Source organism: Fibrivirga algicola (assembly GCF_011742925.1).
Taxonomy (GTDB): domain Bacteria; phylum Bacteroidota; class Bacteroidia; order Cytophagales; family Spirosomataceae; genus Fibrella; species Fibrella algicola.
Genome location: NZ_WAEL01000003.1, coordinates 655,465 through 679,649, shown reverse-complemented (window position 1 = coordinate 679,649; position 24,185 = coordinate 655,465). Strand labels below are relative to the sequence as shown.

The window sequence follows — 24,185 nt, the reverse complement described above, 5'->3', positions numbered from 1 at the left end:
CTACTAGCTGTAGCAGGTTAAAGAGCACAATCCAGGTTCGATAGATCATCAATGAGGTAGTGCTCGTCGCTGCTGCCGTTGTCGTACAGGGTGAGCAGCGGCACAGGTGGCGTATACACCAGTGATCGGGTAATACTTTGGCCTGCCAAGGTCTCCGTCCAGCCTTTGTGTTTAGGAATAACGGCCAGCAGATCAACGGAGTGGCCATCCAGATAGAGGCTGATTCCTTGCCGCACACTGGGGGCCTGTAACCGGGCAATGGGGGTGTTGAGCGGGGCCAAAAACTGCTGAACGCGAACCTCCCGCTCATAATTGGTTTCCTTTTTACCAGGTGTATCGATCGTCAGTAGCGTGAGAGTCGCTCGTTTGAGCAGCACCAATTCTTTGACAGGTACTAGTTGGGCACAGTTTTTCAACTGTCCAAAATCGGCAGCCAGCACGACCTGGCGTATCCGATTCGCAACGGCGTCAATCGGCACAACCAGCACGTTGGTCTTCAATTGCCGAACAAGGGCCGTAGCACTGTTGCCGAACAACTCATTGGTGCCGCCTTTTTTAGCGCCCAATACCACGTAATCATATAATTCTGCGCCGGTTACCTGCGCTACAACATCGGTCAGGTTGCCCGCCAATGCCGAGGAGCGGAACGTATGCCAATCATTGATGGCTTCATGGCGTAAATTGGTTGCTAACTCATGAAGCTGATCATTGAAGGCCGTGCGGGCGGTGGTAGCTACGTGTTTCTGGCTGTAAAAACTGTCGGGTTCAACAGGGTAAATACATAGCAGGTGAAAGTCGACGGCAGTATCGCTGAAAAAAGACCGGGCATACTGTAGAGCGTGGTGCGAAGCTTCCGAGAAGTCGGTCAGCAGAAGGATCTTTTTCATGTCGTTAAGCGACAAAAATTACTTTCTCCTCCAGATACTGCTGGTACCCGTCAGACCAGTTCACGATCGCTTTCCACCAACCGCGCGTCAATTGAGCTGTTGAGACCACGTGGCGGGGCCGGTTGGTGGGTGGAATAGGTACCTGTACGTCCTCACCTGACTCGGTGGGACTGAACGTTACATCGCCTTTTCTGAACGACATAGGCAGCACAAAGGCGAGTAAGTGGGCGTTCGGTTCAAAGGTCATGGCTCTTGTGGGTAACGAGTGAATTGATACCCCAAAAGTGGCTGGTTTGTAGGTTGTTCAGCATGACTGCCATCAGGCCTGATACTGATAGAGTTCAACCGTTTAGCTGAAGTCTGTCACGCGCCGACGCGGATGGGAACGGTACTTTCGCCCAACAACTAACTCATCTTCTATCCCGATTTTTATGCGTCGTCTCTGGCTTCTTCTACTTGGCTGTTTACCTGTTTTATCGGCTGTTGCCCAAACATCCGACGATTGGCCGCGACTACAACTATACGCCTCTCTGATTGGTGTCGATAGCCTATGCAACCAGCCCGAGGCACCCTGCCTTACCAGGTATTTTACCGAACTAGTCTATGGCCGAACTCCCCGCCGAATGGCCGCCCAGACCGTACAACAGCAGCTGGATACGGTACGTATCAACCGCCTGACGCAGCAGTTTCTGTCCGGTGCCGACTGGTGCCCCTTACTCGATTCGCTCGAATCGCACGATCGCCGTTATCGGCAACTGAAAGAATACTGCATGAAATGCCTCACGGATGATTACATGGCCGATTCGCTCACAATTGAGCAGGTGCGGGAAACACTGAACGCGTATCGCTGGCTGAACCGATTTGGGGTTGATAAATGTGTGATCGTGAACGTGCCCTCGGCCACGCTACGGTTGGTAGACCGGCAGGGAAATACGCTGCTTGATAGCCGCGTCATTGTAGGTAAGTCCGAAACCCCAACACCTAGTTTTACGGCATCTATGACCAGTTTGGTTCTGTACCCTTACTGGAACGTACCCCGGTCTATTACCATAAATGAACTGGCGCCTAAAATCAGAAAAAACCCGGCCCTGTTAGAAACCATGAAGCTACAGATAATCAATGCCCAGGACCATGTGGTAGATCCCGAAACAGTGGACTGGAAACGGTCTGTAGGCGCTTTTCCCTATCGACTTCGCCAATCGACCGGCTGCGATAATGCACTGGGGTTGCTGAAATTCAATGTCGACGATCCGTACGACATTTACCTGCATGATACTAACGCGCGCCAGCTGTTTACGCGGGAGAATCGTGCGCTGAGCCACGGCTGTATTCGCGTGGAAAAACCAACTGAACTAGCTAATCTGCTGCTGGGTAAAAAGCAGTTCAACCCTACGTATCTGACGAACTGCCCCGTCAATGCCGTGCCTAAAACAATAAAGCTCGCTAAGGCTGTGCCGGTTATTGTGCTCTATAATATCCTGGACATCGACGAGGAAGGGACCATTCGGGTGTATAAAGACGTTTACCAGAGGTGGCGTGTTGCCATATAGGCAATCACCGGGTACTCTTCAACGCCCAGAAAATAAGCACTGGTTGAAAAAACAGGCGGGCAAACCGTTTCTGATCGGTATCGAGGCCAAACGCGCTGCGTCTGTTCACGTACTGCGACAGGTTACCGGGAAAGACGGCCGTGAAAAAAGCCGCTGCCACGTTACCTACTGTTTTCTGGTGCGTTTGACTGGTTGCTACCAGGGCACTGCCCAGCGCAATTTCGGCCACACCCGAATACAATACCGTATCATCTTTCTCCAGCGGAACCCAATCGGGCACCTGTGCTCTGAAAGCTTTTCGGGCTACAGTTAAGTGGCTTACGCCGGCTCCGATCAGGGCGCCGCCCAGCAGCAGACGTGCCGCTATTTTTACAGTTTTCTCAGTCATAACATCATTCGGTTTAAAACGGGTGTGACCGAGTGGATGGAGAAAGTCCGGTAGCGTCGGCCTGCTTTGTCGAATAAAGCGAAATAGCTCCGTTTTGTTATTTTCCTGATCGTTTGCGCGGTTAGTGATGCAGGATGTCGGCGTGAACGATGTATACATTACAGCCCACCGAAGGCCGATAGCTTCAAATGCCCCCGCTTGGCGGCTTCCATTCGTCCAGGGCCGCCCCCGGTCATCACCGTAAAACCTAGCGCATGAATGTCCCGACCCATTTAGCGGGTCAATTCGTCGTAGTGATGCCCCTCTTTAAAGTGGGCAGCCCCGAAAACCGTACGCAGGGCCCTACAAAATGCAGCGTGCGTAGTCCCTTCAAAAACTGCCAGCCAAGTTGGCAAATGAAGGGAAGTTCTGACCGGCGGTCTTTCGGCCCGGCGCTTGGGCCAGTGTATTGTTGAATAGCGCTTGGATAGGCGGCTGGGGATGTCGGCAAGAGGTAGAGGTCATGACGGATGGAGGTTTGGCGTAAAAAAAACCCGTAGCGATTAAATCACTACGGGTTAAAAAATCACCCTGTTCTTCCTAATTTTTAGTATCACTGTCTATGTATCTCAACTACACTATTGGCAATTCTTTGGTCTTTCTTGCTACGGTTTTGTTAACTAATAATGAGTATTAAAAGCTACTTTGTACTATGTCGTAAACTTAGTGTCCTGTTAGTTTCTACATTATGCGGTATCTCATTTTTAAGACTGATATTTATCATACTTTCATATGAAGCAATATTTATGCCAGCTTAATCTATAGGTAAGTAGAAATTTTGATTTGTAATCACGTCGGCAATAGTCGTCCGGTTGTTGTTCCTGTACAGCCGGTAAAACGCAACTGACAGCAGCAGCGTAGCTGGGAAAGCGGCCCCCAGCCCAAGTGGGGCTATCAAGATTCCAAACAGGATACCACTCACGCAACCTAGTCGAAACCAGGCTCCTTTCATAAACATTGTTCCCGCAATCAGGGCTTGACCAACCGCAATACACAACACCATGGGTTGGATGATGGCCTCAAAAGGCCCCAGGATGAACCGGCTGTAAACCGGTACCGAATAATCGGCATAACTCTGGTATACCCAGGGTGTTGTCAGCACCGTACGAATGTTGACTACGGCTGCAACGCCAAAAAAGATAGCGAACAGGACCCGCGTAACTGTGGGCCAGCGATAGGTGCCAATTACCTGCACCACTGCAAAGGCGTTAGTTGCCACGTACGCAATAGCAACCAGGGTATCGAGCATGTTCATGGATAGCGGCATGGGTTGATTTGACTTATTCCTTGGTCTCGCTTCGCCCCGTTTTCTTAATGATGCGAATCCGATAGACAACTGATTTATCGAGGGGTGACAATTCGGAGGTATCGCTCTGCGCCAACTTCTGGGGCGCTATCCGCCCGGGGCCCAGTTGCTGTTCAATGTAGGTACGTTCATCACCTTCCAGTTCTTCATACATGCCCTGCACCACAACGCTGCGCCAACTGGTTGGGCTGCATATTTCGTCGACTTCAAAGCAGACCGCCGGATTTTGCCGTAAAAACTGGGTTTTGGTTCCTTCGCGGGTGTGGCCGTATATAGCTTGTCCATCGTAGAAATACGAAACGGGCACGACCAGTACCTGCCCGTTTGCTGCACAGCCAATGCGACCGAAAAATTGGGTGGTCAGCAGGTGGTTCGTTACTTCGGGAGATAGATCGCTTAGCATAACCAACGTTGGGTTTCGGTGTACGATCAAAGCTACCAAGCAACTTCGGTTTCGCCCCGGAGCTACGTCAGGCAGTAGTGTGATTTTAGTCAACCTAATTTAAATCAGGTAGTTATGTGCTGGTTGTCATGCGTGTACTGATTCGGGAGCCGTTGTTTTACGTCATCATCATAAGGCAACATGACCATGAAAACCATTCTCGTTCCAACCGATCTTAGCCCAATGACCAATAATGCCTTGTCGGTGGCTGTAAGTCTGGCCCGTAGCAACAAAAGCGAAATTGTTTTGCTGCACTCCGCCATTCAGCCCATGCCGATGATGGCCTACGGTGAAGCATTACCCATTACGTCGGCTGCTGATCTGGCTGTTTTTGCCGACATGGAACAGGAGGCCCACGACGCGCTACAGCGATTTGTTACAAACCCGGCCTACGCTGGCGTGACCATTACGCCGGTTACTCTAACCAACGGGGAGGGACTAATTACCGCTGTTACTGATCGGCCCGCCGATCTGATTGTAATGGCCTCGAAGGGAGCTTCGGGCCTTACCGAATGGCTAATCGGCTCTACTGCCGAAATCATTGTGCGACATGCCCACTGCCCGGTACTGGTTGTAAAAGAGCCTGTTGCTAACTTCAAACCCGAAACGGTCGTGTGTGCTATCGACGTTGATGATCGGTTAAAATCGCCGCATGTGTACCCGTTTAAACTGGGGAGCCGTGGCCTGCATCAGTTTCTGTATGTGATGACTCCCTCCGACAATCGAGATCCTGATGGGGTTCGCGAGTGGGTCAATGACTTTGCTGCACAGCAGGGTATCACCAACTTCGAATTGGCTATTCATGGGGCCAGGAACGTACCTGAGGGGATAACAACTTACGCCGATAATGTCAAGGCTGATTTGATCGTCCTTTACACCCACGGGCGTAAAGGACTGTATCATCTCTTTGTGGGCAGCGTGGCCGAAGACGTTCTCAACCACGCCAGCGTACCGGTGCTTATCATGCAGGCTTGACTAGACGTGCTACGGGCCCACGAACGTGTTTCCCCTGCCTGTCAAAGGGCATTCCCCGTTAAGCAGGATGAGCGAAAGCAAGGCAACCTCCCCAGATGGCTACACGCTAGTTGCGCCCGACCGGGCTATTGTCGCACACTTGAGCCCCTTTCCGGTTTTGGTGGGTCAGTGTCCAATGGCGAGTGTCGTCGGTATCATGCCAGGCGAAACCCATGCGGCGGTACACCATGACACTGATGCCGAAATAGCGGCGAAAATTCGTTTCCAACTCACTCACTGTCATAGAACCTGTTATACAGAATCTGGCCTGTTGAGCATCGGTCGGCAGGGGGAGTGCGCTACCTAGTTCGTCATCGTTCGCCTCCAGTGTTTCTTCGGGCCTTATGAGGTGAAGTCGCAGGTAAGGAAAGTGCTCGGTGAAGTGTTGATACAGACGTGCCCGCGTCATGGATGGGTATACCTGAAGGTCATTCATACCTGTCCGGCAGTTAGAAATAGGTCATTGAAGCAGGCGAATGGTAGAAGCAAGCGGTTGCCTAACACATGGATGCTTTGGTGATGAGTGCTGTCTGCTGGTTATCGTAGTAACTGAATTGCCTGATCAGACTTTTAGCAAGTTGCTTGAGCGCTTCTTCAGTCAGAAAACCCTGATGGGCAGTCAAAAGTACATGGGGGTGTTGGCGCAGGCGGTTCAACCGGTTGTCAGTGATGGGGTGGGCTGAAAAATCGTAGTGAAAATAGGCACGTTCGTCTTCATACACATCGGCTGCATACCCCGCCAATTGACCTGAATCCAGTGCATCGAGCACCGCTTCGGTGTCTACCAGTCCGCCCCGGGAGGTGTTGATCAGAAGGGTGCCGGGTTCCATCAACGCCAGGGTTTGTGCGTTAATTAAGTGCCGGGTTTGAGGTGATAAAGGACAGTGTAGTGCCACGATATCTGAGCGCGAAAAGAGGTCATCTAAGGGCACGTAGTTCACGTCTGTTGCCAGCAACTGATGATCAGGGCAAATATCATAGGCTAGCATGTGGCAGCCGAAACCTTGCATAATGCGGATAAACACCTTTCCGATATGACCTGTACCCACCACGCCTACTGTTTTGCCGTGCAGGTCGCGCCCCATGAGCCCGTCGATGGCGAAGTTGCCCTCCCGCACCCGGTCGTGAGCTTCGGTCAGGTGTCGAACAAAGCCCAGCATCAGGGTAACGGCCTGTTCAGCTACGGCGTAAGGCGAGTAACCGGGGACGTGCAGCAGGGTCATGTTTAATTCGGCCATTGCCGGCTGGTCAACGTTGTCGAGCCCCACGCATCGCATGCCAACGACACGGATGCCCAGCGCTTTCAGGGCTAGGAGGACAGGACGGCCAAGGTCATCGTTGACAAAGGCGCAGACTGCCTGATGTCCTGTTGCCAGGGATGCTGAGTCGAGGCTCAGCACCTCTGGGATGTATGTGATCTGGTGCTGGCCGCGAAACTGCTCGAACCAGCCTTTTTCGAAGGGGAGAGTACTGAAAAAGGCAATTTTCATACGTTCAGAAATTAGGTACGTAAACGTACAGGCCACAGTTTCGACTCCGTATGACGCTACTCAACGACCTGACTGATTTTGCCCCGGTCAAACCGACACTACCTGGTCTGGCCGCTAGTTCGACTGCTAAGATACCAGTGGCCTCAGAAGGTCAACTCACGGATACGGTCCATGTACGACCGGCTCACCCGCACTACATCGCCATTTTGCATGATGACGTCGTAGCTACCGATGTGCTTCTGAATTTCCTGAACAAAGTGCAGATTAATCATGGCTGAGCGGTGTACCCGGATGAATTGCTTCGGGTTGAGCCGGGTTTCGAGCGCGCCAATGCCGTAGTTGCTCAGGTGGCGAGCTTTGGCGGTAATCAGCTTGGCGTAATCGCCTTCGGCATCGATCCAGTAAATGTCGGCAACGGCGACTGTAACCAGCCGGTTGCCGGTCTGCACCAGAATCTTTTCCGGGTACGTGGCCGGGTTAATCAGGCTTTCGGCCAGTGGCTGTATTGCCTGAAAGCCCGTGCCTTCGGTGTTGAGGACGCGTTGCACAGCCTGCGCAAATCGCTCACGGGTGTAGGGTTTCAGGAGGTAATCGACCGCGTGAACGTCAAAGGCCTGCAAAGCATACTGATCGTAGGCAGTCGAAAAAATGATGCGCGGAATCTCGTCGAGGTGCGCCAGTACGTCAAAACCAGTGAGGCCCGGCATCTGCACGTCCATAAACACCAGGTCGGGCTTAAATTCGTTGATGAGCCTGACCGCGTCGACGCCGTTGTTGGCCTCGCCCACGATAATCAGCGAAGGATACGCTTCCAGATATTGCCGGATGAGGGTTCGCCCGGCGGCCTCGTCGTCGATGAGTATAACTTTTTGCATAGTTCAGTAAAGTCGAAGTTCCAGCTCCGATTATCAGCAGAGCAACCGTGTACGACCAAAGCTGGAGCTTCGGCCGTACACGGTTGCTCAACTCACAGGTAATTCAAAGGCTACGATGGTGCCCTGCGGCAGGTTGTCGGTAATGCGTAGTTCGCGCCCCACCGATTTTTCGATGCGTAGTCGGGTGTTGTTGAGGCCTACGCCCTCAAACAGCCGGTTTCGATGACCGTTGAGTCCTTTGCCGGTGTCGGTAATCCGGAAAGCCAGCAGTCCGGCTTCGCGCGTGATCTGTACGGTAATGTCACCGCCTTCAATGAGGGGGGCAATGCCGTGCTTCACCGCGTTTTCGACCAGCGGTTGCAGCAGCATGGGTGGAATAGTGGCATCGAGTACATCGGTGCCAATGTCATAGTGAACCCGCAGCCGATCGCCAAAGCGGGCTTTTTCGAGGTCCAGGTACTTCTGAATAAATTCGAGTTCGTCGGCCACCGTTACCTGGTCGGTGCGCGAAGCGCGGAGCTGGTAACGGAACAAGTCGGCCAGCTGGGCCAGCATTTCGCGGGTGTGTTCCTGTTCGGGCGGCACCGACGCGCTGATGGTGTTGAAGGTATTGTACAGAAAATGCGGGTTGATCTGGGCTTTCAGGGCGGCCAGTTCGCTGTTAAGAGCCAGTTCGCGGAGGTCGGCCTCGCGTTGCTGCTGATGCCGCAGGTCGCGGTGATAGGCGTAGGCGTGCAGCAGACCGAACTGAACGGCGTAGAACAACCCACCGATGTACGTATCCCAAACCTGACCGTCGCCCCGCAGGCGGCCAATGCCTACCACATCGGAGATGAGGTAGTAGACCAATTGCCAGGCTGTTAAGAAAGAGGGTAGCAGCAACAGGTGGAGAAGCAGGCGCTGGTGTAGCGACCAGGTACGTAACCGTTGAAACAACAAATACCAGATCGGGATTGTAACAAGCAGCTTCAGTCCGTAGTCGAGTACAATTCGCGGGAATTCCTGAATGAAGTCAGCCAACATCGATTGTTTCGACCATTCCCGCTGGCTGATAGTCAGAGCGATGTCGTAGAACAACAGAGCCATACCGTAGAACAGCAGAATGGCGCCAGCCTGACGGTAGGTTATTCCCCAAAGTAAGGTTCGATTCCAGAAGGTAGGCATGCCGGGTAAGGATGTGACGATCAGCCAAATGTCGGCGTAAGTTCTGCATCAGTATCCGTATTTCCGACGAAGCGTCGAATTTGTCGGTGAATGGCGGGGTGGGGTACGTTCGTCGGTTAATTGGGCGGTTCGTCGGATGAGCGTGGCGGGGGCGGTGGGCGCGCAGTAGGTTTGGCCTATCATTTAAACAGATAGGCCCCATGAAAACTACAATACTTGCTGTGCTGCTCTTGGTCTCTTTTTCGTTTCCGTCGGTTGGGCAGTCGGATGGCACCATCCGGGGGCAGGTACGTGATGCCAGTGGACAACCCGTTTTGTTTGCCACCATTGCCCTGCTGAATGCCCGTGACTCATCGCTGGTAAAAGCCACCGCCACCGACCAGACCGGCGCGTTTGTAGTAACTAATCTGTCGTATGGCAGCTATCGCGTGGGGGTATCGGCGGTGGGCTTTGAGGCACAGGCGGGCGCGAAAGTCTCGCTGCCGGACGCGCAGCCAATTGTGCTTGAGCCCGTTACGCTGCGCGAGTCGATGAAGAAGCTGGCAGCGGTGACGGTAACCGCCCGCAAGCCACTCGTGGAAGTGCTGCCCGATAAATTGGTTTTCAACGTAGGCAGCAGTCTGAACGCGGTGGGGAGCACAGCCTTCGAGCTTCTGCAAAAGTCGCCGGGGGTAGTGGTCGACCGGTCCGATAATATTCTGTTACAAGGCAGCACCGGCGTGCGGGTGTACATCAATGGCAAACCGTCGCCGCTAGGGGCTGCCGAACTGGCGGCGTATCTGCGGTCGTTGCCAGCTACCGACATTGAGGCAATTGAAGTTATCACCCAGCCGTCGGCGCGGTACGATGCGGCCGGGGGGGCGGGCATCCTGAACATTCGTCTGAAAAAAGACAGCCGGTTCGGTACCAATGCCAGCCTGACGCTTGGCCTGGCCATGGGGCGGTATTATCCGAAAGGCACCGGTTCGCTGACGGTAAACCACCGCCAGGGAAAGCTGAACGCCTTTGGTACTTACAGTAACCGGCTGGCTCGCGACTGGTCGTTTATCAACCTCTACCGCGAACAGTTGGGTACGGTCTACGATCAGCGGTCGGAAAGCCGATCGCGAACGTCCTCGCATAACGTGCACACCGGAGCCGACCTGTTTTTAACCAGCTTCAGCACCCTGGGCATTCTGCTCGATGCAAATTTGACCGACCGGCAATCGGCTACGTTGGGACGTACCCCGATTGGCCCGGCGGGGCAACCGGCCGTTCGGTTGCTGACAGCCGATAACAGCAGCCTATCTGGTCGGCAAAACCTGAACACGAACCTGAACTACCGCTTTGCCGACACCACCGGGCACCTGCTGAACATCGACGCCGATTATGGCCGTTACCAAACCAGCAGCGATCAGTACCAGCCGAACCGGTATACCAGCCTGCCCGCCGGAGCAGCCACTCCGGGCACATTGTTGAGTGAGCGAAATTACCGCATGCAGACGGGGACGAACATCCGGCTGGGTACGTTCAAGGCTGATTATGAACAACGCGTAGGGGGCGGCAAGCTGAGTGCCGGCATGAAATACTCGGACGTACAGACCGACAATGCGTTCCGGTTTTTCAACGTGAATGATGGCGTTGACCAACCCGACGCCGCCCGAACCAACCAATTTGCCTATACAGAACGCATCAGCGCCGGGTACGTCAGCTACGACCGCCGGCAGGGCAAATGGCAGTACCAGGCGGGTGTTCGGCTCGAAGAGACCCGCTCGCTGGGTACGTTGACGAGCGCTGTGCAGCAGGCCGACGCGCAGGTGAGCCGCCAGTACCTCAACGCATTTCCGAGCGCGGGCCTGACTTATGCCTTCAACGCCACCAACTCGCTTGGTCTAACCTACAGCCGTCGTATCGACCGACCAACGTATGCGAACCTGAACCCATTCGAATCGAAAACCGATGAGCTGACCTACCAGAAGGGCAACGCGTTTCTGAAACCGCAATACACCGACAACATGCAGCTGGCCTATACCCGCAATTACACGCTTAATGTCTCGCTGGGCTACAGCCGCACCATCGACTATTTTACGGAAATCACCGATACTACTGAAACAAACCGGAATTACATCACCACCCGTAACCTGGGCGAGCGCACAGCGCTGACTCTGGCCGTGAGCTATCCATTTCAAGTAGCAAAATGGTGGAATGTGTACGCCAACGTGAGCGCCTATCGGTCTGCCACCCGCGCCAATCTGGGGCCGGGCCGTGACATTAATTTAGTGGCTAACGTGGTGAGTATCTACGCGCAGCAGACGTTTACGCTGCCGGGAAAATTCACGGCCGAACTATCGGGCTTCTACAATTCGCCGTCGATCTGGGGCGGCACATTCATCAACCGCCGGTTCTGGGGTGTCGATGCGGGGGTACAGCGTAAGGTACTTGCCGACCGGGCCACGCTGAAACTTACCATTAGCGACGTGTTTCAGTCAATGCAGTGGCGGGGCATCAGCCAGTTTGGCGGGCTTTACATGGATGCCAGCGGTGGTTGGGAAAGCAGGCAGCTACGGCTGAACCTCAGCTGGAACCTGGGTAGCCGAACCGTAAAATCGGCCCGAAGCCGCCAAACGGGTGCCGAAGCCGAAGCTGACCGGGTACGTTAATGGGCTGGCCCACTGCGCCAATTTGAATTAATGCCAACTCCCCTTACGCCGTCAGTTCAGGTGCGTCGGTAGTCAGGTAATGGAGTTGGGTGCCGGTTTGAGCCAGTAAATCGGCCAATTCCTGCGGAGACAGTATCCATTGTCCGTCGATGAAGACAGCGTCGTATTGCCGGATGAGCAGGTGAATACGCAGGGCGAGCTCCGGGCTGGCGAAGAGCAACTCGGTTTTCAGGCTGTTTGCGCGCGTATCGCCCAGCGCCGTTTTCCAGTTGGTGAGGCGGGTGGCTGCAGCCTGTCGGGCTTCCCTCAAAATGACCTTGTTTAGCGGCTGGTCGGGTGCGAGATCGTAGGGATGCACAATGGTCAGTCGGAATGGCACATTGGGCGAAATGGCCAATCGATCTCGTAGGGCTAGGGCCGAGTCAATAGAGCAATCGGTAATGTAGAGGGCAGTTTGCATAAGCCAGGTAGGATGTCGTTCTGGGTTATAAAACTAGCCTCTCTGGTCACCAGGGTAGATGAGCCTGGTCAAGGTGAAAGCTGACATTACTCAGTTTCGACAGCAGCCCCACCATGCCATTTACGTTGACAGAACGTAGATGAGATGGAGCAATTAGCATAGCTTACCAGTTGGCCCGGCGAAGTTTATCGGGTTGCAGTATCCGAATACCGGTGCCTGTGGCGGCAGTGCCCGTCTGTTCGATAAGACCATCCTGCTTGAACTCACTGAGGGTGCGGATCAGTGATTCTGTAGCGGTACCCACAACTGAGGCCAGATCATCGCGCGAAAGCTGGATCAGCCCGCCGGGATGCTGATCGTGCAGCCGCAGCAGCGTGTCGGCTACGCGGCGGCGTAGCGAATTATAGGCCATCCCCAGCAGTTGCGTCTCGCGTTCGCTGACACGCCCGGCCAGCAACTGAACAAAATGGTGACTCACCTCGGGGTTTACAAGCAGCAACTGGGTAAAATCATCTTTCGGAATATAGATCAATTCTGAATCGTCGAGGGTAATGGCCGAGTCGGTGTATTCGCCCTGTTCGAGCAGTGGCAGGTAGCCGAAAAATTCCCCTGCGCCGTATAAACCCGTAATCAGTTCCTTGCCGTCGTTGTTAGTACGAACCGTTTTTACTTTGCCCGACTGAATAAAATACAGGCGCGTGGGTTCATCGCCTTCGGTGTAGAGGTACTGTTTTTTCCGAATGGCGTGCACTTTCCGGTCGTTCGACAGGCTGTGTAAATCGGGCTTTTGCCGGGCATCGTTCAAAAATTGGTTGAGTTGTTCAGTGGCAACCGGACTGGTGGCCTGATCGCCTGGCTGCACCATACCCAGGTGCTGAAACCGGTTCAGTCGACCTTCGATAGCACTGAGTAACTCCGATTCATCGAATGGTTTGGTCAGGTAATCGTCGGCGCCCAGCTCCATACCTCTCCGGAAGTCGGTGCGTTCGGTTTTGGCGGTCAGAAAGATAAAAGGAACTCCCGCCAGCTGTGGGTTTTTATTGAAGATATGAAGCACACCGTAGCCGTCCAGCACGGGCATCATGATGTCGCAGATGACCAGATCGGGCTTGCTGGCGAGGGCTTTTTCAATACCCACTTTACCATTCTCAGCCGTATGAACCGTGTAACCAGTCAGTTCAAGGATCTCAGCGGTGTTTTCACGGATAGCGTCGTTATCCTCAATCAGCAGTATTGTTTTCATATGGAAGGGTTAAGGTAACAATTGTTCCTCTGTTCAACTCACTCTGCAGCGATACCTGACCGCCCATCAGCTCGACGTACCGACCCACGATGTGGAGGCCTAGACCGGTTCCGGCAATATTAGCCACATTTTTAGCCCGGAAAAACCGCTCAAACAGGTGTTCCTGATCATCGGGGGCAATGCCCACTCCCTGGTCTTCTACGTTTAGCCGTAACTGCCCATGCCTACAAACTCCCCGAACGGTAACCACCGAGTCAGGTCCCGAATATTTTACCGCGTTGGAGAGCAGATTGACCAGTATTTTTCGAAGCAGCGACGGGTCGAGCCAAACGGCGACCGGGCAGGCTATGTCGGTAAGAATGCGTTGTTCAGGTTTGAGTAATCCCTGTAAATCGCCAACGGTTTCGCTAACCAGCAGCTTCAGGTCTATGCTGGTGGGGTGTGCTTCTATCTTACCCTCCTCCAGCCGACCAACCGACAAAAACTCTTCGAGAATATCGTTGAGGTGGTTTACTGACGACCGAATCCGGGCGAGGTGCTTTTGGCGTTTGTCCTGCTGGTCGCCGTCGGGGTACTTTTCAATCAGCGTAGCTGAGGTCAGCACGGCCGTCAGCGGCGTACGGAACTCGTGGGAGGCCATTGAAACGAAGCGGGATTTTAATTCGCCTAATTCCCGCTCCGCCGCCAGCGCCCGCGCCAGTTCATCTTTCGACTGTTCCAACTGGTCGAGCGTGTTCATCAGCGCATGCGTGCGGTCGGCTACTTTCTGCTCCAGGTCAGCGTTGAGTCGCTCGATATGATCGCGATGGGCCAGCAGTTGTCGCTCCGCTTCTTTCTTGAAGGTGATGTCGATAATGTAGGCTACAACGTACAGCTCATCGTGGAGCCGGAAATAACTCAAACTAACCTCAACGGGAAACACTGACCCATCAGACCGCCGGGCTTTGAGGTCGCGGTTGTGGCCCATGGAACGTACCTGCGGATTGGCGACAAACGACTCACGGAGTTTGGCATGGCCCTGCTCAACGTCGCGGGGCACAAGCAGGTCGATCGATTTCCCAAGGAGGGTATCGTCTGGGTAGCCGAATAGTTGCCGCGCCAGTTGATTGACCGACACGATTTTGCCTTTCTGATTAGAGACAATAATGCCAATAGTGGCGTTGGTAAATACGGCTTCGTAGCGCTGTACACTCTGCTTCAGCTCTAGTTCAGCCCGGTTCAGGCGCTCTTCATCCATCAGGCGAACCAGCACGAACAAATGGCCTTTGTCGTTGAACGAGTTTATTTTGAGCTGTCCGGAGAACGATTCACCGGTTAGTCGCTTCAATTCCGTCACTTCTTCATGATGGCCGTGCTGTATAACCTGACGGATCAGATTGGCGCGCTGCTCATCGCTCAACGCAATGACGCGAAAGGACCGAGACCAGCTTGGATCGTTCAGAAAGGCGGCTTCCGAAGCAAAGCCAAGCAAGGCGATGCCAGCTCTGTTTACCCGGACAAACCGTTCACTGTCAGTATCATAGATACCGATAAAGTCGTCGCTCTGCTCGAAAAGCAGTTCGGTCAACGTGGCTTCTCCTTTTTCGATTATCATGAATTAAGCAGTAAGAGACAAGACATTGTGCAAGACGAGGCAAGTATACCTTGTTTTGGGCCTCAATTGGGAAAATTGGTCGAAAATCAGGTTCCTGACTAACGAATGTCATGCTTGGGGTGAAGGCGTACTGCCAATTTTACTGATGATTCAGTTATTCCCAAATAGACAGCACTTTTTATCATGAGTACAACTAGTAGTACCCCGGTCAGTATACCAGCCAGTTCATCTGTATTGCTGTGCTTTCTGCCCTCGTCTACTACCCAGGATGCCCTTCGGGAGCGAGCATTTGTGGCTGATCTGGCCCTGAGTGTGCAGCAACGGCTTCCTGTTTCGGTACGGTTGCTGAAAGTAGAGGAATCGGCTCACCCCGAAGTTGTTAAGAGCTTTCACCTGACCCAGCTACCGGCCTTCGTGTTGGTGCAACAGGGTATCGAACGGTGGCGGCAGGAAGGTGTGCGGCGTTATGATGGCCTGACCTCGTTGCCTGGGTTATTCGAAACGATTAACGCTGATTAATGGTGCCTGTCACTCTAGTCGCGCGGCCGGTTCCCGATGTTGTTTCGCATAATCGGACGGTGACATGGCGTAAAGATTTTGAAACGTTTTCCGGAAGTGTTTAAGGTCTTCAAAACCAACCTGGTGGGCAATCTCGGTGATGCGTAGCTGGCTGGTGGTTAATAATTGCGCGGCCCGCTTCATGCGCACGTCGCGGATAAACTCCACTGCCGACTGACCCGTAATGGCCTTGATTTGTCGGTAGAAGGCCGACTGGCTCATCCCCATTTCGCGCACCAGTACCGGCACCGTAAAATCGGGCTCAGTCAGGTTTGCCTCTACAATCGCCATGGCTTTGGCTAATAGCTGCCTCTCGTCGTCCGGGATAAGTATGTCGGTTGGTTCCAGCAAAATCTGGCGCTGGTAATATTCTTTTAGCCGAAAGCGACTCTGAAGCATCGACACAATTTTGGTGTGCAGCAGCTTCGGGTTAAATGGTTTGGCCATGTACTCGTCGGCCCCGGTTTCAAGCCCTTCCAGTTCGTGAGCGGCCGCCACCCGCGCTGTCAACAGCACAACGGGAATGTGGCTCGTTTTGGGGTGCTGCTTAATTTTTCGGCACAGGTCAAGCCCACTACTGCGCGGCATCATCACGTCGCTCACCACCAGGTCGGGTAGCAGGTCGAAGGTTTTTTCCCACCCTTCCAGTCCATCCACGGCCGTAAATACCGTAAAGGCAGGCTCAAAAAGCTGCTGTACATACTGCCGGAGCTCGTCGTTGTCTTCGACCAGTAAAATACGGGCGGTTCTGATCGACGTACCTGTTGGCTCTGCCTGGTCAGCGGCGCCAGTTGCCACCGGGGCCGTCATGAGGGAGGGTACCGCATCAGCAGTAGGGGTATCGGCACGAATTGTAGCTGGTGACAAGTGGGCTTTTCCGAATGGCAGACGAATCGTGAAGGTAGTACCTGCTCCCACGGCACTTTGCACCGTGATATCGCCTGAGTGGGCCTCTATAAACTGTTTTACCAGCGACAACCCGATACCTGTGCCCATCATGCGCATGGTTTCGGTGTGCGATGCCTGATAGTAGGGGTCAAAAATCTTGTCGACCTCGTTCATGTTCAGACCCACGCCCCAGTCGCGCACGGTGAGCTGAAAGTAATTATCGTACAAGGAGTTTTCTTTAAAAACGGCTGGCTTACTGGGTGAACCGACCACTGAAACGAGCACTCTGATTTTACCGGCTTTGTGAGACTCGCCCCGAAGGCCTCCGGGGCGCGGGGCGTATTTAATGGCGTTTGAGAGCAGATTGGTTAGAATGATCTCCACCTTGCTACGGTCAACGTACATCATGACGGCTTCGTCGGGCGCTTCAATGGCGTAGTCGAGGTTGAGCTCTTCAGCTTTTAGCTTGAAAATCAAGAAAATTTCGGTGACAAACGCCATGATGTTGACATAGCTGGCCCGGAGTGATACATGACCCGACTCCACCTTCCGAAAATCCATCAGTTGGTTCACCAGCATTAGCAGTTTGCGCGTTTGCTGGTGCATCAGCATCAGCTTGTCGTGCGCATTCTGATGATGGACCCCGCCCGATGCCAGTTCTTCCATTGGTCCCAGGATCAATGTCAAAGGCGTACGCAGCTCGTGCGATACGTTCGTGAAGAAACGTAACTTGCTATCGGTCACTTCCTTCTCTTTCTCGACTTTAAACTGTTCGAGCGCCAGCTTATTTTTCAGGGCCTGCTGCGCCAGTGCCACACGCCGGTACAACACCAGAGCCCCGCCAATCAGGGTCAGGTAAATCAGGTAGGCCCACCAGGTATGCCACCAGGGTGGCAACACTGTAATGTGCAGGGCGGCAGGCCGGGCCGACCATCGACCTTCGCCATTGCTGGCTTTTACCAACAAGGTGTAATCACCAGCGGGTAAGTTGGCGAAGCTGGCCGTGCGTTGACCCGGTGTTGGGGCTACCCAGTTGTCATTATAGCCTTGTAGCTGATAGGCGTAGGTGTGCTTTTGCGGGTTGGCATAGTTGAGGCCAACAAACTCGACCGAGAAGTCATTCTCGTCGGCGTCGATCGTTAGCCGGTCAAGTTTGTCCAGCGGTTGTTCCAGTACCACCCGGTCATTCACTGTTTCGCCAACGGGTACCGGCTTGTTGTAGATGCGAAGGTTTGTGAGCCGAACAACGGGGGGGTAGGGGTTTGGCCGAATCTGGCTGGGCTTGAAGTACGTGAGGCCTTTGATGCCGCCGAAATAAAGCGTTCCGTCGGTCGACCGGTAGGCAGCCCCCACTTTGAATGAATTACTCTGCAAACCATCGGCCACGTTGTAGCGCAGCCATTGCCCGGTGGCGGGGTTGAACCGCACCAGTCCTTCGCCCCCCAGCCAGAGCTGCCCCTGTTCATCTTCCAGAATACTCTCCACATTCGGCTCGTCGACCAAGTGCCCCATCCGCCGAATCACGTCGTGGCCTTGCTTGTCGGTTGTCAGCTGGTGAAGTCCACCGCCGAGGGTGCCGATCCATAACGTACCCCGCCGGTCTTTTAGCAGCGGCCAGGCGTAGTTGACACTCAGGCTGTTGGTGTCGTTGGGGTTGTAGCCGTATTGGTTCAGCAGCAGCAGCGAATCGGCGGTAACGCGTAGCTTCAACACGCCCATGCCTTTCGTGCTGGCCCAGAGTATGTCGCTGGCCTTGTCGTAGAGCAGAAAGGTAAACTGATTGGTGGGCAGTCGGCTGTTGCTGGTCGAGAATCGCTTTAACAGCTTGCCCTGCCGATCGAACCGGAGCAACCCCATCTCAAAGCTGCCCGCCCAGATGGTGCCAAACCGGTCTTCAACGATGCTTTCGACGCTGGTCGAGTATAACGAGGGCTGATCGGGGAACTCAGTAAAGGCAGTGAGTTTGTCGCCTTGCAAGCGGATGATGCCCTGATAGCGTGTACCTACCCATAGTGTTCCATCCGACGCCAGACAGAACGAGGCGATATCGATACCGGTGGCATCGCCCGGCAACTGGCGACTGACGTAGTTACGGTACGTGCGGGTAGCTACATCGTAGCGGGAAAAGCCATTTCGGGTGCCGATCCAGAGCCAGTTCCGGGCTTCGTCTTTGTAGATGGCATTGACGTAATTGTTGGGCAGGGTAGGGCGCTGGGAGAATTGCCGCTGGAGATTCTCAAACGGTTTATGGTGCAGGTCTACCTTGTTGAGTCCGCCCGCCGATGCTGCCAGCCAGAGAATCTGGGTGCGATCTTCAAAAATCTGGTGAATTCGTCCCGAATTAATGCTGAACGGATCATCGTCCAGCGGCAGGAAGGTCGCTGGCTGGTCCTGGCTGATGGGGATGGGAGAACCGCTGCCGGGCATTGTCTGCCTGGCCCAGACGTGTAGCCCGTAATTAGTACCGACCCATAGTTTCCCGAACGAATCGAGAAAGATACACTCGATATCCTGGAGCGGCTGGGGGAGCCGGGCTGCCGCCAACTCACGACGAAGCTGGTGGTTTTTCTGACTGACCCAGAAAATATGCTCGTCGGTACCAATCCAGAGGTCGCCCCGGTAGTCGAGGTGAAGGGCACGGATGACCCTGGCAGGTAATGAAGCGGGCTGGGCTACAAGTGGTCTGGAACCCGTCGGTGGAGATGCGGCATACCATAGACCGAGTTGAGACGTACCGATCCAGACCGTTCCGTCGCGGCTAGCTGCCAGCTCGGTGGCCCGATAGGCCGTGCGGCCCTCCAATGCAAGCTGCTGTAGGTCGATCAGCTGATTATCCGCGTTGAACGTGAGGATAAAGACACCTACTTTGCTGGTGCCCGCCCAGATACGGCCCTGTTTGTCGGAGGTAATGGTATTAACGGCGGCCAGATTTAGCTGATCGCTGAGGTGTTTTGGCACCAACCCGCCCGTTAATTGGCTGATGTTGACGAACCGATCCCGACGGGCGTCGAAGAGGCTGAGTCCCGCATTTTCAGACCCGGCCCACAAGCGGCCCTGCGAGTCGGTATGTATTGACGCGATGCGATTGCCTGATAGCCCGTTGCGGGTGTTAACAGGTAATGTATATTGTTTTAGCGCATGCCCATCGTAGCGGTTGATGCCGTTGTTTGTTCCTATCCAGATAAAGCCCGCTTTGTCCTGGGTAACGCACATCGCATCGCTATGCGATAAGCCCTCATTAACGGTGATGTGTTCAAACCGGGGATGGTCCAGTTCGCGTTGCGCCAGGCTAGCAGTAGGCATCAAGCCAACCAGGAGGAGAAAAAAGCAAGACCTGAAAAGATGATTCATAACGCGAAACCCCACGCTAAAGCGGGGGACTAATTTACCCCCTTCTTTTGACGAAAATATACCCTTTCGGCGATTTTAGGGTGGTTATTTTTGCATTATTTATAAGATCCCTTGACGTTTATCTTTGCCTGAGTAAAAGGGGACGGGCAGCTTCTTACTCATCATATTCTTCTTTCTCTTTAGTATACATGTTCCTTCCGCTGATTAGATACAGTGTATCGCTTAGCCTTTTACTTGGCTTAACGGCTTTGTCAAACCAGGAATCAGGCCCTGAAAAAAGGGTGGCTGATTTGGCACGTACCCAGGCCGACACCGCCAATCGTCCTGAAGAAAACCGGTTTACCAAAACGGTGCTCTCCAACGACCTTAATGAGCCGATGGAGCTGGCCGTGGCCCCCGATGGCCGCGTATTTTTTGTGGAACGGGCGGGTAAATTCTATCTCTACGATCCTGCCCAGCGAAAAACGCGCCTGCTCTACGACTTCCCGGCCAAAGCCGTGGATAAGTACCTGAACGGCCTGCTGGGCATGACCATCGACCCTGATTTTGCCAAAAACCACTTTCTGTATTTCTTCTACACGGTACAGGAACAGCAGCAGACCAAACAGCGCATTGCCCGGTTCACGATCAATGACGACAGCAGCCTGGACGTAGCGTCGGAAAAAGTAATCATCGAATTTCCGATCGACCTGGAAGTAAGCGCCCATACGGGTGGGTCGATGTGCTGGGATACAAACCGCAACCTGTTCATCTCGACCGGCGATAACACCGTGCCATTTGAATCGGGTGGTCATGCGCCCATCGATGCCCGCGAGGGTCGGTTAACGTTCGACGCCCAGCGGTCGGCTGGTAACACGAACGATCTGCGGGGTAAAATTCTGCGTATTCACGTTGAGTCAACCATTGCCGCCGGTGCCCCTGCCTACACCATTCCGGCAGGCAACCTGTTTCCGGTGGGTATGCCCAAAACACGCCCCGAAATTTACGTGATGGGCTGCCGCAACCCGTACCGAATTTCGGTCGATCCGGTCACGTCGATTCTGTACTGGGGTGAAATTGGTCCGGATGCCGGCACCGACGGCAAGCAGGGACCCCGCGGCTACGATGAGTTCAACCAGGCGAAAAAAGCCGGTAACTACGGCTGGCCCTACTTTGTCGGCGACAGTAAGCCGTACTTCCAGTATAATTTCGCGACCAAAGAAGTCGGTCCGCTGTTCGACCCGAACGCGCCCGTCAACAATTCGCCAAACAATACAGGACTGCAAGTGCTGCCACCCACGCAAAAAGCAATGGTTTGGTACCCATATAATAAGTCCGACGAATTTGCCCAGCTAGGTCTTGGTGGCCGTTGCGCCATGGGTGGGCCGGTGTATCACTACGATGCCGCGCTGAAATCGAACACTAAACTGCCTGCCTACTACGACAAAGCCCTGTTTATGTACGACTGGATGCGTAACTGGGTGTATGCCGTGCGCCTTGACAACAACCAGAATTATCAGTCGCTGGATGCGTTTATGCCCACATCCGGTGATTTCCGTCGCCCCGTCGACCTGGAGATTGGGCCCGATGGCAGCATGTACATGTTGGAATACGGCTCGGTGTATGGCATCGACAACGACGATGCCCGCCTGGTCAGAATCGACTTCAACGCCGGTAACCGTCCGCCTGTCGCCCTGGCGATGGCCGCTGATACGATTGGCCTGGCGCCGATGACCGTGGCCTTCAAAGGCGACAAGAGCCGCGATTATGATGCGGGCGATCAGGTACGTTATGCCTGGCGGTTCGAGGGGAATAAGGTAGCCTCAACAGAGGTGAACCCGACCTACACCTTCCGCAAAAATGGTGTTTACAAGGCTATTCTGACCGTTACCGACCAGGCGGGCAAATCGAACTCGGATACGATGACGATTAAGGTGGGGAACACCACGCCGCAGGTAGCCATTGCCGTGCCGCAAAACCGCACGTTCTTCCCAGCCACCGCCGCACCACTGGCCTATGCCGTGAACATCCGCGACAAGGAAGACAAGGTGATCGACAAGAAGAACGTGAAAGTCGTGCTGAACTACATTCCGAAAGTGAGCAGTGAGCCGCTGATGGGCCACCAGCAACTGTCATCGACATTCAACCTGGGCAAGTCGCTCATTGCCGGTTCCGATTGCAAAGCCTGTCACCAGTTAAACGCCAAATCAGTAGGGCCATCCTTCACGGAGGTGTCTAAGCGTTACCGCGACGACAAAACGGCCACGGCCAAGCTGGCCAACAAGATCATCATCGGTGGTGGTGGCGTTTGGGGCGAGCATTCGATGAGTGCCCACCCGCAACTGTCGCGCGAAGAGGCAACCGAAATCGTGAAGTACATCCTGTCGGTGGGTAATGAGCCGACCGAAAACCGCCTGCCGCAGCAGGGTAAGCTGACCCTGACCGAACACGTGGGCAAAGAGCAGTTGGGTAGGTACGTGCTCACGGCGTCATATACCGACAAAGGCCCCGTTGCCGCTGCTACGGCGAAAGGCAAGTCACCGCTGGCGCTCACCAAAACCGACGTGCTGGTGCTGCGGCCGACCAAAGTGCTGGGTAGCGAAGCTGATGAACTGAACAACATGACCCGGCAGGGTAAACGCCTCGGCAACATCCATCACCAGTCGTATTTCGTGTTGAAAAACATCGACCTGACGGGTATCGACCAACTCACGTACCGCTATTCGTCGAAAGACCGGGCGGCCACGGTAGAGGTGCATACCGGTTCGCCAACGGGGCCGGTGGTCAGCACCTTTGCCTACGAGCCAACCGGTGGCTGGAATACGTACAAAGAGCAGAGCGTACCGATTTCGAACCCCGGCGGTCTGCATGATCTGTATTTCGTCTTTGTGAAAAAGGACACCCCCAACCGCGACCTGTTCAGCCTGGAATGGTTGCTATTTAACCCAGCCGTGACCGCCGTTCAGCCCGCCAAAACGGCTACGTCGGGGCGGTAGGGATTTGAGGTTTGTAGGTTGAGGTTTGTGGTTGTCATCCTGAGCCTGTTGAAAGGCATTTAGCGCGAAGCAACTACAAACCTCAAATCACAAACTGTTACCTCCCTCAATTTCTCCCAACCACTATGCGCCAATTTCAATTAACGTTAACCTGTAGTTTTCTTTTCATGACCAGCTTATGCCTGGGGCAGAAGGTCAGGGAAAAAGACTGGGTACAGTTGTTCAACGGAAAAGATCTCAGCAACTGGAGTGTGAAAATCACTGGCCATCCGCTCAACGACAACTACGGTAATACCTTCCGCGTTGTGAACGGCAACATGGCGGTGAACTACGATCAGTACCAGAAGTTCGACGAGCAGTATGGCCATATCTTCTACAACAAGCCGTTTTCGGCCTATCTGCTTGTAGTCGAATACCGGTTTGTGGGCAAGCAGGTGGCGGGTGGTCCTGGTTGGGCCATTCGCAACAGTGGGGCGATGCTGCACTCACAGGATCCCAAAACCATGAGCGTAAAACAAGACTTCCCAATCTCGCTGGAAACGCAGTTCTTGGGGGGCGACGGGCAGCATGAGCGGCATACGGCCAATCTGTGCACACCCGGTACCAACGTGGTACTCGATGGAAAACTATTCACTCCGCACTGCATCGATTCGAAGTCAAAAACCTACGCGGGCGAGCAGTGGGTACGTGCCGAAATGCTGGTGCTGGGCGATTCGCTGGTACAGCATATCATGGATGGCGACACGGTGCTGAGCTATACTAAACCGCAGATTGGTGGTGGCAACGTTAGCCATGCCGACCCCGCCGTGAAGATTGATGGCAAGCCCCTGAAAGAAGGCTACATCGCCTTGCAAAGCGAAAGCCACCCGGTCGAATTCCGTAAAGTGTCGCTCTATAATCTGGCGCCATACATGAATAAGCCGAAGCAACTGGCATCCGTGCTGAAGCAATTGAAAGTCCGCAAGTAGTACGTTGTTCCGCGAAGCAGCATAACGCGAAAGCAAGCTCCACCCCTACAATTAACAGCCAGTACTCCGTCGGGGTGCTGGCTGTTTGCGTTTATACCCCCTTTCGGACGTGTAGGGCGTGTTCGTCAAGCAGCGTCACAACCGGGCATAAATTGGGTGTGTCAGTAAACCACTTACAGCCAGCAGGTTAAAATAGGCTCGGTAAATATCAATCGGTTTGTATAATTCTTTTTAAGCCGAAATACCCCCCTTTTTTTGGCCAAATAGCCCCCCAATGATTAGGCGTTAGGTGCCTAGATTTGCATTATTCGGTTAATTCATTTAACCAAAATGCGATAATTAGTACATGAGTCA

General features: G+C 54.0%; 21 protein-coding genes. 6 read left to right on the top strand and 15 right to left on the bottom strand.

Going from position 1 to position 24,185, the window contains the following annotated elements:
• Positions 1-17 precede the first annotated feature (17 nt).
• A complete protein-coding gene (locus F7231_RS11225) occupies positions 18-887 on the bottom strand; it encodes a universal stress protein (RefSeq protein WP_166691953.1) in 870 nt (289 codons plus the stop codon).
• 4 nt (positions 888-891) lie between these two features.
• On the bottom strand, positions 892-1,134 hold the full coding sequence (locus F7231_RS11220) for a hypothetical protein (protein ID WP_085411129.1): 243 nt from the start codon (positions 1,132-1,134) through the stop codon (positions 892-894).
• Between the two features lie 184 nt (positions 1,135-1,318).
• Between F7231_RS11220 and F7231_RS11215 the strand changes: the two genes are divergently transcribed.
• Positions 1,319-2,437 (top strand): L,D-transpeptidase family protein, encoded by a 1,119-nt coding sequence (locus F7231_RS11215; RefSeq protein WP_166691952.1) that lies wholly within the window; start codon positions 1,319-1,321, stop codon positions 2,435-2,437.
• A gap of 4 nt (positions 2,438-2,441) precedes the next feature.
• On the opposite strand, the gene F7231_RS11210 is transcribed toward F7231_RS11215, so the two are convergent.
• From F7231_RS11210 to F7231_RS11200, 4 genes are all read right to left on the bottom strand, one after another.
• A complete protein-coding gene (locus tag F7231_RS11210; protein ID WP_166691951.1) occupies positions 2,442-2,825 on the bottom strand; it encodes a DoxX family protein in 384 nt (127 codons plus the stop codon).
• A 369-nt stretch (positions 2,826-3,194) separates the two neighbouring features.
• Positions 3,195-3,329, bottom strand: coding sequence for a hypothetical protein (locus F7231_RS27620; protein ID WP_262889655.1), 135 nt, complete (start codon positions 3,327-3,329; stop codon positions 3,195-3,197).
• 289 nt (positions 3,330-3,618) lie between these two features.
• A complete protein-coding gene (locus tag F7231_RS11205; RefSeq protein ID WP_166691950.1) occupies positions 3,619-4,131 on the bottom strand; it encodes a hypothetical protein in 513 nt (170 codons plus the stop codon).
• A 13-nt stretch (positions 4,132-4,144) separates the two neighbouring features.
• Positions 4,145-4,573 carry a pyridoxamine 5'-phosphate oxidase family protein gene (locus F7231_RS11200; RefSeq protein ID WP_166691949.1) on the bottom strand — a complete coding sequence of 143 codons (429 nt, stop codon included), beginning with the start codon at positions 4,571-4,573 and terminating at the stop codon, positions 4,145-4,147.
• A gap of 186 nt (positions 4,574-4,759) precedes the next feature.
• Between F7231_RS11200 and F7231_RS11195 the strand changes: the two genes are divergently transcribed.
• Positions 4,760-5,587, top strand: coding sequence for a universal stress protein (locus F7231_RS11195; RefSeq protein ID WP_166691948.1), 828 nt, complete (start codon positions 4,760-4,762; stop codon positions 5,585-5,587).
• A 106-nt stretch (positions 5,588-5,693) separates the two neighbouring features.
• On the opposite strand, the gene F7231_RS11190 is transcribed toward F7231_RS11195, so the two are convergent.
• The 5 genes from F7231_RS11190 to F7231_RS27615 form a co-directional block, all read right to left on the bottom strand.
• Positions 5,694-6,062, bottom strand: coding sequence for a hypothetical protein (locus tag F7231_RS11190; protein ID WP_166691947.1), 369 nt, complete (start codon positions 6,060-6,062; stop codon positions 5,694-5,696).
• A gap of 61 nt (positions 6,063-6,123) precedes the next feature.
• A complete protein-coding gene (locus F7231_RS11185) occupies positions 6,124-7,116 on the bottom strand; it encodes a 2-hydroxyacid dehydrogenase (RefSeq protein WP_166691946.1) in 993 nt (330 codons plus the stop codon).
• A 143-nt stretch (positions 7,117-7,259) separates the two neighbouring features.
• Entirely contained in the window at positions 7,260-7,991 is a 732-nt protein-coding gene (locus F7231_RS11180; RefSeq protein ID WP_085411122.1) for a LytR/AlgR family response regulator transcription factor, read from the bottom strand.
• Between the two features lie 87 nt (positions 7,992-8,078).
• On the bottom strand, positions 8,079-9,155 hold the full coding sequence (locus F7231_RS11175) for a sensor histidine kinase (RefSeq protein WP_166691945.1): 1,077 nt from the start codon (positions 9,153-9,155) through the stop codon (positions 8,079-8,081).
• 48 nt (positions 9,156-9,203) lie between these two features.
• Positions 9,204-9,338, bottom strand: coding sequence for a hypothetical protein (locus tag F7231_RS27615; protein ID WP_257788959.1), 135 nt, complete (start codon positions 9,336-9,338; stop codon positions 9,204-9,206).
• 17 nt (positions 9,339-9,355) lie between these two features.
• Here F7231_RS27615 and F7231_RS11170 point away from each other — a divergent pair, with 17 nt between their 5' ends.
• Positions 9,356-11,794 carry a TonB-dependent receptor gene (locus F7231_RS11170; RefSeq protein ID WP_166691944.1) on the top strand — a complete coding sequence of 813 codons (2,439 nt, stop codon included), beginning with the start codon at positions 9,356-9,358 and terminating at the stop codon, positions 11,792-11,794.
• Positions 11,795-11,837: 43 nt separating this feature from the next.
• Here the strand turns inward: F7231_RS11170 and F7231_RS11165 are convergent, their stop codons facing one another.
• The 3 genes from F7231_RS11165 to F7231_RS11155 all read right to left on the bottom strand — a co-directional run bounded on the left by F7231_RS11165 (position 11,838) and on the right by F7231_RS11155 (position 15,091).
• Entirely contained in the window at positions 11,838-12,254 is a 417-nt protein-coding gene (locus F7231_RS11165) for a hypothetical protein (RefSeq protein WP_166691943.1), read from the bottom strand.
• A gap of 163 nt (positions 12,255-12,417) precedes the next feature.
• Positions 12,418-13,497, bottom strand: coding sequence for a response regulator (locus F7231_RS11160; RefSeq protein ID WP_166691942.1), 1,080 nt, complete (start codon positions 13,495-13,497; stop codon positions 12,418-12,420).
• Positions 13,475-15,091 carry a sensor histidine kinase gene (locus F7231_RS11155; protein WP_166691941.1) on the bottom strand — a complete coding sequence of 539 codons (1,617 nt, stop codon included), beginning with the start codon at positions 15,089-15,091 and terminating at the stop codon, positions 13,475-13,477. The genes F7231_RS11160 and F7231_RS11155 overlap by 23 nt, the downstream gene beginning before the upstream one ends.
• 183 nt (positions 15,092-15,274) lie before the next feature.
• Between F7231_RS11155 and F7231_RS11150 the strand changes: the two genes are divergently transcribed.
• Positions 15,275-15,610 (top strand): thioredoxin domain-containing protein, encoded by a 336-nt coding sequence (locus tag F7231_RS11150; protein ID WP_085411116.1) that lies wholly within the window; start codon positions 15,275-15,277, stop codon positions 15,608-15,610.
• Between the two features lie 9 nt (positions 15,611-15,619).
• On the opposite strand, the gene F7231_RS11145 is transcribed toward F7231_RS11150, so the two are convergent.
• Positions 15,620-19,840, bottom strand: coding sequence for a two-component regulator propeller domain-containing protein (locus F7231_RS11145; RefSeq protein WP_229369831.1), 4,221 nt, complete (start codon positions 19,838-19,840; stop codon positions 15,620-15,622).
• A gap of 329 nt (positions 19,841-20,169) precedes the next feature.
• Here F7231_RS11145 and F7231_RS11140 point away from each other — a divergent pair, with 329 nt between their 5' ends.
• Entirely contained in the window at positions 20,170-22,863 is a 2,694-nt protein-coding gene (locus tag F7231_RS11140; protein ID WP_310589312.1) for a PQQ-dependent sugar dehydrogenase, read from the top strand.
• A gap of 167 nt (positions 22,864-23,030) precedes the next feature.
• Positions 23,031-23,831, top strand: a complete 801-nt coding sequence (locus tag F7231_RS11135) for a 3-keto-disaccharide hydrolase (RefSeq protein ID WP_229369799.1) — start codon at positions 23,031-23,033, stop codon at positions 23,829-23,831.
• The last annotated feature ends 354 nt before the right edge of the window (positions 23,832-24,185 follow it).

What these genes read in the sequence shown, in the direction of transcription:
- F7231_RS11225 (WP_166691953.1), bottom strand. Translation starts at nt 887, where the DNA reads ATGAAAAAGATCCTTCTGCTGACCGACTTCTCGGAAGCTTCGCACCAC.
- F7231_RS11220 (WP_085411129.1), bottom strand. Translation starts at nt 1,134, where the DNA reads ATGACCTTTGAACCGAACGCCCACTTACTCGCCTTTGTGCTGCCTATG.
- F7231_RS11215 (WP_166691952.1), top strand. Translation starts at nt 1,319, where the DNA reads ATGCGTCGTCTCTGGCTTCTTCTACTTGGCTGTTTACCTGTTTTATCG.
- F7231_RS11210 (WP_166691951.1), bottom strand. Translation starts at nt 2,825, where the DNA reads ATGACTGAGAAAACTGTAAAAATAGCGGCACGTCTGCTGCTGGGCGGC.
- F7231_RS27620 (WP_262889655.1), bottom strand. Translation starts at nt 3,329, where the DNA reads ATGACCTCTACCTCTTGCCGACATCCCCAGCCGCCTATCCAAGCGCTA.
- F7231_RS11205 (WP_166691950.1), bottom strand. Translation starts at nt 4,131, where the DNA reads ATGCCGCTATCCATGAACATGCTCGATACCCTGGTTGCTATTGCGTAC.
- F7231_RS11200 (WP_166691949.1), bottom strand. Translation starts at nt 4,573, where the DNA reads ATGCTAAGCGATCTATCTCCCGAAGTAACGAACCACCTGCTGACCACC.
- F7231_RS11195 (WP_166691948.1), top strand. Translation starts at nt 4,760, where the DNA reads ATGAAAACCATTCTCGTTCCAACCGATCTTAGCCCAATGACCAATAAT.
- F7231_RS11190 (WP_166691947.1), bottom strand. Translation starts at nt 6,062, where the DNA reads ATGAATGACCTTCAGGTATACCCATCCATGACGCGGGCACGTCTGTAT.
- F7231_RS11185 (WP_166691946.1), bottom strand. Translation starts at nt 7,116, where the DNA reads ATGAAAATTGCCTTTTTCAGTACTCTCCCCTTCGAAAAAGGCTGGTTC.
- F7231_RS11180 (WP_085411122.1), bottom strand. Translation starts at nt 7,991, where the DNA reads ATGCAAAAAGTTATACTCATCGACGACGAGGCCGCCGGGCGAACCCTC.
- F7231_RS11175 (WP_166691945.1), bottom strand. Translation starts at nt 9,155, where the DNA reads ATGCCTACCTTCTGGAATCGAACCTTACTTTGGGGAATAACCTACCGT.
- F7231_RS27615 (WP_257788959.1), bottom strand. Translation starts at nt 9,338, where the DNA reads ATGATAGGCCAAACCTACTGCGCGCCCACCGCCCCCGCCACGCTCATC.
- F7231_RS11170 (WP_166691944.1), top strand. Translation starts at nt 9,356, where the DNA reads ATGAAAACTACAATACTTGCTGTGCTGCTCTTGGTCTCTTTTTCGTTT.
- F7231_RS11165 (WP_166691943.1), bottom strand. Translation starts at nt 12,254, where the DNA reads ATGCAAACTGCCCTCTACATTACCGATTGCTCTATTGACTCGGCCCTA.
- F7231_RS11160 (WP_166691942.1), bottom strand. Translation starts at nt 13,497, where the DNA reads ATGAAAACAATACTGCTGATTGAGGATAACGACGCTATCCGTGAAAAC.
- F7231_RS11155 (WP_166691941.1), bottom strand. Translation starts at nt 15,091, where the DNA reads ATGATAATCGAAAAAGGAGAAGCCACGTTGACCGAACTGCTTTTCGAG.
- F7231_RS11150 (WP_085411116.1), top strand. Translation starts at nt 15,275, where the DNA reads ATGAGTACAACTAGTAGTACCCCGGTCAGTATACCAGCCAGTTCATCT.
- F7231_RS11145 (WP_229369831.1), bottom strand. Translation starts at nt 19,840, where the DNA reads ATGCCTACTGCTAGCCTGGCGCAACGCGAACTGGACCATCCCCGGTTT.
- F7231_RS11135 (WP_229369799.1), top strand. Translation starts at nt 23,031, where the DNA reads ATGACCAGCTTATGCCTGGGGCAGAAGGTCAGGGAAAAAGACTGGGTA.